The sequence below is a fragment of the Corallococcus exercitus genome (assembly GCF_042231735.1).
GTDB lineage: Bacteria > Myxococcota > Myxococcia > Myxococcales > Myxococcaceae > Corallococcus > Corallococcus exercitus_B.
Genome location: NZ_CP102577.1, coordinates 559,691 through 572,904 on the forward strand (window position 1 = coordinate 559,691; position 13,214 = coordinate 572,904).

General features: G+C 70.0%; 10 protein-coding genes. 6 read left to right on the forward strand and 4 right to left on the reverse strand.

Translation table 11 applies throughout. The annotated features are described in order from the left end of the window. Nucleotides 1-262: 262 nt before the first annotated feature. Nucleotides 263-1,228 (forward strand): 3-hydroxyacyl-CoA dehydrogenase family protein, encoded by a 966-nt coding sequence (locus NR792_RS02370; RefSeq protein WP_375758436.1) that lies wholly within the window; start codon nucleotides 263-265, stop codon nucleotides 1,226-1,228. Further along, entirely contained in the window at nucleotides 1,225-1,899 is a 675-nt protein-coding gene (locus tag NR792_RS02375; RefSeq protein ID WP_375758437.1) for a hypothetical protein, read from the forward strand. The genes NR792_RS02370 and NR792_RS02375 overlap by 4 nt, the downstream gene beginning before the upstream one ends. Here NR792_RS02375 and NR792_RS02380 read toward each other — a convergent pair. Next, nucleotides 1,835-2,440, reverse strand: a complete 606-nt coding sequence (locus NR792_RS02380; RefSeq protein ID WP_375758438.1) for a hypothetical protein — start codon at nucleotides 2,438-2,440, stop codon at nucleotides 1,835-1,837. The two genes, NR792_RS02375 and NR792_RS02380, sit on opposite strands and share 65 nt — an antisense overlap. 46 nt (nucleotides 2,441-2,486) lie before the next feature. Between NR792_RS02380 and NR792_RS02385 the strand changes: the two genes are divergently transcribed. From NR792_RS02385 to NR792_RS02395, 3 genes are all read left to right on the forward strand, one after another. Then, a complete protein-coding gene (locus tag NR792_RS02385) occupies nucleotides 2,487-4,910 on the forward strand; it encodes an OTU domain-containing protein (RefSeq protein WP_375758439.1) in 2,424 nt (807 codons plus the stop codon). 19 nt (nucleotides 4,911-4,929) lie between these two features. Next, entirely contained in the window at nucleotides 4,930-6,825 is a 1,896-nt protein-coding gene (locus NR792_RS02390) for a WD40 repeat domain-containing protein (RefSeq protein ID WP_375758440.1), read from the forward strand. Between the two features lie 88 nt (nucleotides 6,826-6,913). Then, the gene (locus NR792_RS02395; protein ID WP_375758441.1) at nucleotides 6,914-9,193 is read left to right on the forward strand and encodes a kelch repeat-containing protein; all 2,280 of its coding nucleotides are present in this window, start codon (nucleotides 6,914-6,916) and stop codon (nucleotides 9,191-9,193) included. A gap of 9 nt (nucleotides 9,194-9,202) precedes the next feature. Here NR792_RS02395 and NR792_RS02400 read toward each other — a convergent pair whose 3' ends face one another. Continuing rightward, nucleotides 9,203-9,541 (reverse strand): hypothetical protein, encoded by a 339-nt coding sequence (locus tag NR792_RS02400; RefSeq protein ID WP_375758442.1) that lies wholly within the window; start codon nucleotides 9,539-9,541, stop codon nucleotides 9,203-9,205. Continuing rightward, nucleotides 9,538-10,365: a DUF2092 domain-containing protein gene (locus NR792_RS02405; RefSeq protein WP_375758443.1), complete on the reverse strand. Its 828-nt coding sequence runs from the start codon at nucleotides 10,363-10,365 to the stop codon at nucleotides 9,538-9,540. The genes NR792_RS02400 and NR792_RS02405 overlap by 4 nt, the downstream gene beginning before the upstream one ends. A 242-nt stretch (nucleotides 10,366-10,607) precedes the next feature. Here NR792_RS02405 and NR792_RS02410 point away from each other — a divergent pair, with 242 nt between their 5' ends. Continuing rightward, nucleotides 10,608-11,438 carry a HEAT repeat domain-containing protein gene (locus NR792_RS02410; RefSeq protein ID WP_375758444.1) on the forward strand — a complete coding sequence of 277 codons (831 nt, stop codon included), beginning with the start codon at nucleotides 10,608-10,610 and terminating at the stop codon, nucleotides 11,436-11,438. 438 nt (nucleotides 11,439-11,876) lie between these two features. Here NR792_RS02410 and NR792_RS02415 read toward each other — a convergent pair whose 3' ends face one another. Continuing rightward, nucleotides 11,877-12,842 (reverse strand): M91 family zinc metallopeptidase, encoded by a 966-nt coding sequence (locus tag NR792_RS02415; protein WP_375758445.1) that lies wholly within the window; start codon nucleotides 12,840-12,842, stop codon nucleotides 11,877-11,879. Between the last annotated feature and the right edge of the window lie 372 nt (nucleotides 12,843-13,214).

Sequence of the window (13,214 nt, forward strand, 5' to 3'; positions counted from 1 at the left end):
CGCTTTCAGCGACGCGGTCCGCGTGATTCAGACCGTACTCCCGCGCCTTGCGTGGCATCTCCGCCCTCCGGTTTCGTGAGCTGCTGGGGCCAGGGCCATTGGATGTCACCTGGGGCTGTTTTCCCACGATGCCGGACGACGCGCTGCGGTGGAGGGCGCGGAACGGACAATTGCAGCACTCCTTCACGGCAGCGGCCCAAAACGCCGCGTGCGTGTGAGATGGATTGCCTCCGCCACGCGAGCGCGGCGACGCTGCGCCGCCATGACGATCAGGCGACTGATGCGGGTGGGCGTGGTGGGTGGCGGAGCCATGGGGTGCGGCATCGCCCTCGAGCTCGCCATCGCCGGCAGGCGGGTGGTGCTCTACAACACGCGTCCGGACAGCAGTGAGCGCGCGAGGGCGAAGCTGGAGCGCGACGCGGCCCTGCTGGTGGAGACCGGCTTGCTGACCCCGGCGCAACGGGAGGCGGCGCTCGGGCGCATCCGGCGCACCACGGTGCTCGCGGAGGCAGTCGTGGACCAGGACCTCGTCCTCGAGTCCGTGCCCGAGGACCTCGCGCTCAAGCAGGAGGTCTTCCGCCAGCTGGACGCACTCGCGGCGCCGGACACCGTGCTCGCGTCCAACACCACCGCGCTGAGCGTGACGGCGCTGGCCCGCGACTGCACCCGGCCCGAGCGCGTCCTCAGCGCGCACTACTACCTGCCGGCGCACCTGGTTCCCCTGGTGGATGTCATCCCCGGGGAGCGGACCTCCCCCGACGTCGTGGAGGCCGTGCGCCAGTTGCTCGAGGAGGTGGGCAAGACGCCGGTGGTGTTCGCGAAGGACGTGCCGGGCTCGGTGGGCCCGCGGCTGCTCCAGGCGCTCATCGGCGAGGGAATCCGGCTGGTGCAGGAAGGCGTCGCCACGCCGGAGATGGTGGACCGCGTGCTCACCCAGGGCATCGGAAGGCGCCTGGGCGTGTCCGGCGTCTTCGACCGGCTGGACCTCGCGGGGTTGGACCTGGTCACCAGCGTCATGCGCAACGCCGGGCGCCCGGTGCCGCCGGTGCTCGAGCGGAAGGTGGAGCAGGGGGAACTGGGGCTGAAGACAGGGCAGGGCTTCTACACCTGGACGCCGGACACCACCGCCGCCTTCGAGGAGCGCGTCGCCCGCGGCCTCATCACCCAGCTTCGCGAGGACCGGGCCGAGGGCCGCCTCCGCGCCCCCACGGCGGAGGTCCCGGAATGAGCCCGCGGCACGTGCTGCTGGAGCCGGGCGTGCTGTCGGACTTCCTCGCGGACGCCCAGCGCGAATACGCGGCCTGCACCCCGGAGCTGCCGCCCCGGAGCTGGGCCGTGTTGCTGGGGCGCTTCGTCGAGGACGGGATGCGGGTGGAGCGCGTCCGCTTCGCCACCAACATCCGTGAGACGGACGAGGCCGTGCTCCAGGAGTTCGACGCCGCCATCATCCCGCGCTTCGGGGCCTGCTACGCCAATGGGCGGCGCGGCTACTGGTGCGAGCCCCGGGAGCTGCTGCGCATCACCGCGGAGGCGGAGGCCGCGGGGCTGGAGGTGCTCGGCTCCATCCACCTGCACCCGGACTGGCACCGCATCGGCCCGCCCCACGAGCGGGGCCTGCGGGTGAGCCAGGAGCCCACGCCCATGGACCGGCACCTGTTCCAGGGCGCCGGCTGGCCGCTCAACATGATCCTCTACCTGGAGCGGCGCGAGGGGCGGCTCTACCACGCGCTCGGGGCCTGGGCCTCCCCGGACGACTCCTCGCCCGACGCCGGCTGCCGCGCCCTGAGCCTGCACTTCGGCATGCCGGACACGGCGAGCACCGAGGCGCCACGCGTCAGTCGGTCAGCAACACCATCAGCAGATGGGCCAGGGCCTTCGCCTCAGCGTGTTCTGGGTTGAGCTCCAGCGCCTGGCCGGCCATGGCGTCGGCCTCGGTCAGGCGGCCCTGCTCCTTGAGGAACAGGCCGTAGGCGTAGAACGCCTCCGCGGACTTGGGCTCCTTCGCGATGCGCTCCAGGAACGGCTTCTCCTCGGCGTCCGGCGGCGTGAAGGCACCTGACGGAGGACACGGGTCGCCATACTGGCCCTTGATGCTCTTGGAGTACGCCCCTGGCGCGTGCACCTTGAGCGCCTTCATGAAGCGCTTGAGGTCCGTGGCCACCTCCGCGTCCCGGGCACAGAGCCCGAGCACGGCGATGTACAGCCCCTTGTTGAGCCCGGGGTAGGTGTCGGACTTCTCCACGGCCAGGAAGCCCCCGCTCGGTTGTGCCACGCGCACCCAGAGCACCTGGGCCTTCAGCCGGTCGAGCGCGGCCTGCGCCTCCGCTTCGGTCTTTCCGCCTCCGACGATGATGATGTCGTACGTGCGCGGCTTCGGCTCCCGGGCCGAGGCCAGCAACGGGACACAGACGGCCAGCAGCAGCAGGAGGCGGGAGTTCATCCCCCCAATCTACCTATACTGGGCGTACGGGGGAACGCAGCCACTCATGGCCACCAAGAAACAGCGACTGAAGCAGAAGAAGGTCGAGCGCGCGAAGAACTACCAGGAGCGGATGGAGCAGCGGCAGCTCGACGCGCGCATCGGGCCCCGGAAGCGGGAGGTCGCGATCATGCCCGCCGTGCAGGCGGAGCGCGACCTCACCGCCGCCGTGTTCGGTGGCGACGCGGAGGCCTATGCCGCCTTCGAGCAGGAGGTCTCGCTGCCGGCGGTCCTGCGGCTGCACCGGGTCTTCGGAGGCAGGGCGGGCGTGTCCGTCCTCGCGGGCGTCATCGAAGACGTCTGCCACGGAGACGCCGGGACCTTCGCCGAGCTCCTCCAGGGGCTCGGGAGCGAACGGGCGCTGCGGCACATGCTCGTCGTCTTCAACGGCGACACGACGCTCATCTCCATGCTGCTCACGCGGCTGGGGACGACAGGCGCGTTCACGGACGCCTTCAAGCAACAGGTGGAGGAGCGCGAGAAGGTCCGGCGCGAACAGGGTGAGGGGAACCTTCCCAGCATCGCGGGGCGCGTGGAGCGGTTCGCCACCGAGGCCAGGACGAAGCTCGCCCTCGCGCAGGCCCAGGCCGCCCAGAAGGCCCAGAACATCCAGCACCCCGTCGTCCAGAACCTGATGCGGGAGTGGTACGCGCGCCAGGCGGAGCTGGAGGACCTGTTGCGCAGCGGCAAGCCCTCCGTGCAGGCGCTGACGGGCGCCATCGTCACCCTCAACGACTTCCTCCAGGGCGCGGAGCGGGTGCGGGCCACCGTCGAGCAGGAGTGGTTCCACTGGATCAAGTTCCGGGACAGCAAGGCGAAGATCGACGAGCTCATCCGGGTGGCGAAGCAGAAGCACACGGACATCGCCGGGGAGCTGATGACGCGCTCCGGCCCCATGCCCTTTCCACAGCAGCGCATGGTCCCCAGCGCGAAGGACCTGGAGGCCGTCCAGGCACGGATGAACCAGGACAAGGCCCTGCGGACCCCGAGCCAGGCCTGGGCGCTCGTCGCCGCCGAGCGCAAGGGCGCGTTCGAGAAGGCCTTCGCCCGCGTCAAGGCCTTGCAGCGCATGGCGGACCTGAACGCGAAGTGGGGCACGGACTACGACGAGGAGGACTTCGAGCGCATCCTCCAGCACCTGGTGCAGCTGCGGCTCGTCACGAACTACACCTTCGCGAAGAAGCCCGGCGACAACCTGGACCAGCGCAAGAACAAGCCCGTCGGGACGCCGCTGAAGGACCTGCTGATGAGCAGCACCACCTTCAAACAGGTCTGGGAGACGGGCGCCAGCCAGGCCTCGACCGACCTGACCAAGCGCGGCGCCGTGGAGGAGCAGATGGGGTACGCCTTCGCCCTGAAGCGGACCCAGGGCCGGTTCCAGGACTACAACGACGCCACCAGCCGCTTCGCGCCCACCGACGGCGCGCAGATGCCCAAGTACGCGGCGCTCGTGTCCCCCACGCAGAAGCACGGCGTCGCGCAGCGCTACGGCAAGAGCTACGTCATCTGGAAGGACGCCCTGCACGAGCGCATGACGCACACCCCCGGAGACAGCTGGAACCAGCTGGACCAGGGCGTGAAGCACTTCACCAGTCCCAATCACCCGGAGATGCTCTTCGCGCACACGGATGAGCCCATCATCCGGCTGGCCGCCGCGGAGGCCACGGGGAAGGACGCCGCCTGGCTGAAGAAGCAGCGCGCGTCAGGGGCGGAGTTCGGTGGGCCCTACATCGAAACCCAGCTCCACGGGGACCTCACCTGGAAGGACGTGGCCACCATCGTCGTGGGCGACGACGAGGAGGACGCGGAGGCGATGGTCGAGCAGTTCCGGGCGTTCGCGAAGAAGCACGGCCACGACTTCCTCGTCCGCGGCAAGGGCGAGCGGGGCGCCGTCCCCATGGGAGGCCGCAAGGCCCCGTTTGTCCCGCGGGCCGTCGAGGTGAGCGTCGACAAGGGAGACATGCCCAAGCCGTCCTCGCGGAGCGCGCAGCGGCAGGTGTCCGCCGGGCATGGATACTTCCTCACGTCGGCGCAGGCCGCGCGGCTCGCCCGGGCGGGACGCCAGAACGTGGCCATCGCGCCCGACGGAGACTGCCTGTTCGCGTCGTTGATCCGCGTGGGCGCCTACGCCGGTTCGGTGATGCGGCTTCGCCAGCTCGTCGCGGACCGGGTGGCGAACGGGCGAATTGACATCAGCGCCTTCAATCTCGATCCACGACAGACGGCCGCGGACATCCGCCGGCTCGGCTCGTACAACAACCTCGCGGGGGATGCGACGCCCTCCCTCCTCGCGAACGCGCTCGGCATCAACATCCTCATCTACAACCCGGATGGCAGCACCACGACGCTCGACAGCGGAAGCGCTCGCACCTTCCACGTCATCCGGTTCCTCGCGCCCGCGGCGCACTACCATGCGACCGCGCCGCTCTGAGCGGCAGGTCAGGTGCTTCATGACCTCTCGACGCGTCTTCGGCGCCGCCCCGTTCAACGTCCCTGGGGAGTTCATCGGAGTCGACTTCTCCCCGGACTCGAAACACCTGTGGGCCATCCTCTCCACGGGGGAGCGCTCGCACGTGGTGTCTTTCGACATGGTGAGCGGGAAGGTGGCCGGACAGCACGAGGCCGACGGCGCCCTTCGGGGGGTGCGCGCGCTGCCAGGGGATGAGGTCCTCGTGGGTGGGTGGGGGCTCATCCGCCGTCTCTCCGCGAAGGGCAGGGCGGTCTGGACGCTGAAGGGCCAGCAGCCCCTCCACCTGGCTGGCGTGAGTGCGGACCGGTCCCTGTTCGCCACGATCGAGGGCAAGGTGGCCCAGGTCCGCGACGTGAAGCGCAACACCGTGCTCCACACGCTCAAGGAGAAGGACGGAGACCTCCATGCCGTTGCCTTCAGCGCGGACGGTGCGCTGCTGGCGACCGGGTCGGCTCAAGGCGTGGTCCGCCTGTTCGACGCGCGGACAGGGGAGGAGCGGGCAAGGCGCAAGAGCACCAAGGTCCTGGCCCTGGCCTTCTCGCCCTCCGGCGGGCACCTGCTCGTGGGCCACGGCAACGGCAAGGTGGGGCTGTGGGGCGTGCCGGACCTGAAGCCGGTGAGGCACTTCGTCGGCTGGCACGGGTTCGACGCGGGAGGCGGCGCGGGTTGCCGGTGGGTGGGCTTCTCCGCCGACGGCACGCGCGCGTACTCGCTGGGCAACGAACACCGGATTCGCACCTGGAGCGTGCCGGGCGGTGCTGCCGGGCCGGTCATCGACGTGCCCGCTCGCCACATGCAGGGCTCCGTGACGGCCCTGTCACCGGATGGGCGGTGGCTCGCCAGCGGATCCACCCAGGGCGCCCTCAGCGTCTGGTCCACGGCGGACGGTGCGTCGCGCACAGGTGAGGCCGCGCCGTCACCCATCCTGGGATTGGCGCTCATGCCGGGCGCTGTCGTTGCCGCCTCGAACCGTGCCTATGTCTCATGGGACCTGGGCTCTGGCTCGCGAACGGAGATCGAAGCCAACTTCCCTCCCACGGATGTGAAGGGCCTGTCTTCCGGGAGGCTGGTGCGGCTCGATTACGCATCCCTCTACGTGGAGAAGTCGCTCAGCGCGAAGTCACGCGAGGCCTTCGAACTGGCCAGCTACGCGTCGGGGCCGTTGGCCATCTCCCGGGATGAGACGCGGCTCGCCGCGCCCGCGCAGGAGCGGGTCCAGGTCTGGGAGCTGAAGCGGTCCCGGCTCCAGGCCGACCTGGTGCACAAGGAGCGCGTCCAGGCCTGTGCCTTCGGGCCCGCGGATGCGTGGCTGGTCACCGCGGACGATGCCCTGCACCTGTGGCGGTTGGGAAAGTCGCCAGAGATCATCCGGGACATCGCGCTGGACGACGGCGTCAGCGTTCAGGGGCTGGCGGTGTCCCCACGCGGCTGGATCGCGGTGAGCGTGGCGGACAGCGACCGCGATGACGCGGAGAGCTGGCTGTTGCTCGTGGACCCGCGAAGCGGCGAGACGGTGTGCCGGCTCGAACGGCATGACGCGATCCTGGGACAGCTGTTCTTCGCGGGGGACACACGCATCGGAGTGGCCGATTCGCTGGGGCGGCTGCTCCTCGTGGACGCGAAGGACCCGGCGAATGCGCGCTGGCTGGAGCCTGATCCGGAGGACGCCATGCCCACCTCGTTGGTGAAGGAGGCACGGCCCCTCGCGCGGCTCGGCGACACGGTGGCCCATGTGGGGCCGGATGGCAGCGTGGTGGTGGCGACGTTGAAGGACGGGCCGCTCGACGCGGGGGCTCCCTTCCTCCTCGAGGTGGGGGCCTCGCGTCCCATGCGCCTGTTTGGAGGGCCTGGCCGTCCAACACGCGACGGCGCATGAGGCTGCTGGGGTGATGTCCAGCGCCGCTTCCCCTTGCCAATACTCCGCGCCCTGGCTGCAAGGAATTGGAAGAGGGGGAGGCTGGCTCATGAAGAAAGCATTCACTCCGTGGATGTTCGCGCTCGCGGTGGCGCTGCTGGCGGGCTGCTCGGATTCCTCCAGGAATACCCGCCCGGTCCGGTTCGCTGTCTCCGTCAGCCAGGCCCTCGCCTCCGACATTGCTCGCGTCTCGGTCACCTCGAGCGCGGCGGATATCCCCTCGGTGACCGTGGACCTGGCTCCCACCCACGGCGTGTGGGGCGGCATCATTGGCAACATCCCCGCGGGCTCCAATCGCTCCTTCCTGGCTCAGGCCTTCGACTCCTCCGGCACCTTGCGCTTCGAAGGTTCCGCCACGGGAGTCACCATCACCGCCAACCAGAGCACCCTGGTCGCCATCACCCTCCAGCAGCTCCACCCTCCGCCGCCCTTCGACAACGAGGCGCCCCTCATTGACTCCCTGGTGGCCTCCGCCACCTCCGTGCCCGCGGGAGATTCCATCTCGCTGACGGCCACCGCGCATGACCCCAATCCGGGCGATGCCCTCTCCTACGCCTGGAGTGCGACCGCGGGGGCCTTCTCCGCGCCCTCGGCTGCCTCCACTTCGTGGGCCGCGCCTGCCTCCACGGGCATCCAGACCCTGACCCTGACCGTGACGGACTCGCGCGGCCTGTCCTCCAGCGTCGTGCTGACCGTCAACGTCACCTCGGGCGGCGAGGGAGATGCGGAGCTGTCCATCTGCTTCAACAGCTCCCCCGTGGTGACCGCGCTCAGTGCCAGCCCCACGCAGCTGGCCGTCGGGCAGACGACGTCTGTCTCCACCTCGGCTTCCGACCCGGACGGTGACAGCCTCTCCTACGCCTGGAGCGCATCCTGTGCCGGCACCTGGGCCCAGGCCTCCTCCCGTTCGGCCCGGTTCACGCCTTCGGAGCTGCCCGCGGGGAGCTGCAACAACTGCCGCCTGACCGTCACGGTCTCCGATGGGCGCGGCGGACAGACCACCGGCACCGTCGCCCTGTGCGTCAGCGACACGCCCCCGGCCAACCACTTCAACCCCGTCATCATCCGCTCGTACCGCTCCTCGGACACGGCCTCACCAGGCCAGGAGCTCACCTACGAGGTGGTGGCCAGCGATCCGGAAGGTTCCGCCCTCACGTTCTCCTGGGAGGCCAATACCGGCACCCTGGGCACGCCGGCCAGCGACGCCTCCCGCAGCCGCGTCACCTGGACGGCTCCCTCCTGTGCCAGCACACCCCCTTCCATCACCGCCACCGTCACCAATGCCTTCCACCTGACTGACACCCGCACCTTCACCGTGACGGGGCTGCCGGCCTGTGAGGAGCCCTGGTCCTTGACTGGCTCCCTGGCGGGGCTTCGCGCCGGCCACGAGGCAGCGCTGCTGCCCGACGGCAGGGTGCTCGTCATGGGAGGGGATCGCGCGGATAACGAATTCCTCGCGACGGCGGAGCTGTACGACCCGGCCACGGGGACCTGGGGCCCCACCGGCTCCATGGCGGACGCGCGTTGGCAGTTCACGGCGACGCTGCTCCCCGATGGCAGGGTCCTCGCCGTAGGGGGACTCAATTCCCCCGACTTTCTCGCGACGGCGGAGCTGTACGACCCGGCCACGGGCACCTGGAGCCCCACCGGCTCCATGCAGGATCGCCGCTCCGGCCATACGGCGACGCTGCTGCCCGATGGCACGGTGCTCGTCGCGGGGGGCATCAGCGATATCGGAGGGCGCGTGAGGGAGGAGGTGTACGACCCGGCCACGGGGACCTGGAGCCCGACCGGCGCCATGGCGGAAGCGCGTTGGGCCCACACGGCGACGCTGCTGCCCGATGGCAAGGTCCTCGTCGCCGGGGGATTCGGTCCTCCCAGCATGGCGACGGCGGAGCTCTACGACCCGGCCACGGGCACCTGGAGCCCCACCGGCTCCATGACCGAAGCTCGCGCCTTCCACACGGCGACACTGCTGCCCGATGGCAGGGTGCTCGTCACGGGGGGATTGGACATCTTTGGCGCCTCCCTGGCGACGGCGGAGGTGTACGACCCGGCCACGGGCACCTGGAGCCCCATCGGCTCCATGGCCGAAACTCGCGCCCTCCACACGGCGACGCTGCTGCCGGATGGCACGGTGCTCGTCGTGTCGGGACAGATGCCGCAAGTGTACGACCCGGCCACGAACACCTGGAGCCCTGCCGGAGCCCTGGTCGAACCCCGCTCGGACCACACCGCGACGCTGCTGCCCAACGGGCAGGTCCTCATCGCGGCGGGATTCGGGAGCTCCGGCGTCCGGCTGGCAACGGCGGAGCTGTACTCGCCCTGAGCGCGGAGGCTACTCGACGACGTAGACGAGGCTCTCCCCCTGGTAGTAGGGGCGGTAGCGGACGCCGCCGCATTGCTGGTAGGTGATGCCGCCCGCCACCGTGGCCGCGCACCCCGCGGGGAGCGCCGTGACGGTCTGCGCTCCCGCCGGCACCGCCACCACGGCCGTGTTCGTGCCGCCGTACATGGCATCCTGACGGGCGGCCGTGCGTCGCGAGGTGCGCCGCGCCACCCGGCGCGACGTGCCGTAGTAGGCCAGGGCCACGTCCGGGAGCAGCTCCCCCAGGAAGAAGAGTCCCATCAACATCGCCGCCGCCCGCTGGCGGGACTTGCGCGCGAGCATCCTCATTTCGAGCCTCCTTGCTGCGCCCCGCCCTGCGCATCGGGTGCGAGGAACGACACGCGCATCGCATCGCGTGGGGGCGTGAACTGGAACTGGTCCGGGGTGAGCTCGGGCGACAGGTTCCATTCGGACAGGTTCACCGAGTACTGCGGCGCTCCCGGCAGGTCCCGGGAGGTGATGACGTACTTGCGCGGCAGGGGCCGCGGGCCGTCCTCGACCCACACCTCCCAGTCCACGCCGTCGTTGTTGCGGAACGCCAGGTGGTGCACGGCCACGCCGTCCACCCTGGAGCTGCCGAGATACTTCCCGGAGCGCACGTCCTCGGTGAGGACGGCGTAGGGGTTGCTGACGAGCAGGTCCGCCCCGGGCGCATCCAATCCGAGCTTCTGTGAGGCCATGTCCAACGTGGCATCCAGGGTGGAGGGGGCTGGCGTCGTCGCATAGGCGTTGGCGCGCTCACCATGGAGGGTGAGCTGCCGGCCGTCGTAGAAGAGATGAAGCCTGGCCAGGTCTCCCGTGCGGTCCACGCGGAGCCGGTTGGGCCGCTGCAGGCGCACGTCACCCGCGCGCTGCAGCTGGACCTTCTGCCCCGAGTCGAGCACCTCATCGAGCGTCCCCTCGGTGCGGACGGAGAACTCACGCTGCGCGGACAGGAAGTCGCTCATCTGGCGCAGGATGCGCTGCGCCTGGGGGTCGATTCGATCGGTGGGCCCGGTGGAGGCTTTCGTCTGCTGCGCGTCCCCGAGCAGGGGCGTCGCTCCGAGGAGCAGGGCGAGCAGGGGCCCCCACCACCTCTTCCACGACCTTGCGCTGCGACCTGTGTCTGTCATGAGCACCTCCTGGGGCGCGAGAGACGCCCCGGACGCCGGGCGGCCTCGCGGCACGTCTTCGGCCATTGCCCCAGGACGTTGGGAGTGGGGCCACCGGGTACAAAGACTCACCGGATCGACCGCCGCGCTGTCTGGTGGCCCGTGGAAGGCCGCCGCGCAGGCTGCCCACGGCCGGACACCGTGGCCGCCGGACGCCCCGGTCCAGGGCTGAACGGGGGACGTCTGGCGCTACGCTGCCGCGCATGACGTCCCCGCCCGAAGCCGACCTCTCCACCGACGCGCTGTTCGCCCGCACGCTCCAGGGCGACGAGGAAGACGAGGGCGCGTGGAGCGCCATCTGGCAGCTGCACCACCGCGGAGGGGAGGACGTCTTCCAGCGGGCCGCCGCCTGGCTCCAGTCCCCGTCCCCCAAGGAGCGGGGACGCGGCGCGAACGTCCTTTCCCAACTGGATTTCCGGCACCGGGGGCCGGAGCTCGTCGCGCGCTTCACGGACGCACTCCTGCCGGCGCTCGCGAAGGAGCAGGACGCCGCAGTGCTGGAGGCGATGGCCGCCGCGCTGGGCCACCTGGGCGATCCCCGCGCGGTGCCCGCGCTGCTTCCCCTGAAGGACCACCCGGACGCCCACGTCCGCTTCGGCGTCGTCATGGGGTTGTCGCGGCACCGGGACGCCCAGGCGCTCCAGACGTTGCTCCAGCTCTCCCGCGACGCCGACGAGGTCGTGCGCGAGTGGGCCACGTTCACGCTCGGCTCCCAGGCGCGGGAGGTGGACACGCCGGAGCTGCGCGAGGCGCTGGTGGAGCGGCTCTCCGAAACCCACCCGAAGATTCGCGGGGAGGCGCTCCTGGGGCTGGCCCTGCGCAAGGACGCGCGCGTCCTCGAACCGCTGCGGCGCGTGCTGGAGGGGCCCGGGGTCACCACGCTGGACGTAGAGGCGGCCCAGGCGCTGGAGGACGTCTCGTTATTGCCGCTGCTTCTGGCGCACCGGGAGGCCTTCGACAAAGAGGACGACGACCCTGAGTTCCTCGCGGTCCTCTTCGAGGCCATCCACTCCCTGGAATCCCTCTCCCGGTGACGCTGGCCCGTTCCCTGGAACGGGCCAGCGCCCTGGAGACCTTCGAGCTGAGAGCGCTACCTGCCCTGAATCATGAGCAGGGCAGCCAGCGGAGGAGGCTCAATAGCAGGCGCAGTCGTTCCTGCTGGGACAGAAGCCATACGAGAAACCCATTTCGATACAAGACTGGATGCAGGCATCACAGGTATACGCCTGGGGCCCCTGAGGTGCGGGAGTAGAGAAGGCCAGCGTGGCACCGAATGACAAGGCAGAGGCCGCGGCGACGGCGAGCAATGTCTGTCCCGCGTTTTTCACGAAGCGAATCATGACAACTCCTGGATGGGCTGATATCCGTTCGAGACACCGCAGCAAGGGCTGCGGCCTGAAACGGTAGCCTTGCAAGGCGAAGCCGTCAAAGCGGCACAGCCGGGGCCCGTTGTCAGGTGTTCGCGCCGTGCCTCACTTCTCCAGGTCGCCGACGATCTTCTGGAAGGGCGACGGCTGGCCGGACAGCTTCTGGAAGAAGTTCCGGGCGTCGGTGCCCTCGTCGTAGTTCTTGAAGGCCACGTCGTTGCTGTTGTTCCCGTCGGGCTTCAGGCCCGAGTAGTCCTGGCGGGACGGCAGGCCGTGCTCGGCGCGGAGGGCGTTCTCGGTCGGGTTGTTCTTCGTGTGCGGCGTGGGGCGCAGGCCGATGGTCTCGAACTCCTCCCGCAGGCGGAGGCGGTCGTCGACGGTCTCCTTCATGTCGGTCGAGTGCGACGGGTACTGCTTGAAGATGGCAGCGTCGCTGTGCTTGCTGGCGGCCAGGGGGCTCACCTGGAGGCCGTTGGACGCGCGCCACGCGTGGACCGACTCGTGGCCCAGGCTGTTGAAGCGCTGGCCGCCGCCGTTCTCGTTGTACTTGACGTCGCTGGCCGTGCCGGCGCCGGGCTGGCCGTCGAAGCGGTACGCCGGGCGGGTGGACGACAGGGTGCCGTCGTTGCGGGGCACATGCGAGTTGGGCAGCGCCGAGTTGCGGCCCGAGTAGACGTCCATCGACGTCAGCGGATGGCGCAGCGTGCCCGTGGCGCCAGGGTTCACGGCCTGGGTGCGGCCGTTGATGTCGTTCAGCATCTGGTTGCCGACGGGCTTGCTCGTCAGGCGGTTGGTGGAGTTGCGCACGTCCTGCGTGAAGTCCGCGAACTGCGCGCCGGACTGGCCGTTGTCACGGCGGGTCCGGATGCCCTGGAGCTTGGGGTCCACCACGCCGTAGTCGGTGGGCTTGAGGTTGTTCTTGCCCGCCTGCAGCTCCGCGGGCGACACCGGGGCCTTCGGCTTCGCGGTCTCGGGCCGGGCCGGCAGGCTGTCGCTGCGGGGGCGGGAGGTGGAGGAGCTGGAGCCGAAGGAGGAAGAGGGCTTGGAGAAGGAAGAGGAGCGCAGCTTCATGGGGGGCCTCGGAAGTGGAGTGCAGCGACGGACCACCCCTACTGCACCCCCCGTGCCCACCGTTTCACGGCCCTTGGACCGTCTGCTCCTCATGGTTTCCAGGGGGTTACGGCGAAGTGGCGGCCGCGGCCCTGGTGACTGGAGTCGGGGGCCTGATGTCTGGAGTCATCAGGCCGTGATGGTGCTGACCTCGAGGCCCGCGGAATTCGAATCCGCGAGTTGCTTCTCCGCGGGTCCCCCAGCCCCTCGGTACGCCTGATGGGGCAACCCTGGACAATGGCGTAAGCCTTGAGCAGGGCTTGGCACCATCCGTCGCCAGCTCCACCCTGCGATTCCACGTGAAAGCCATCAATCCCAGGGCAGGTCGTCTGC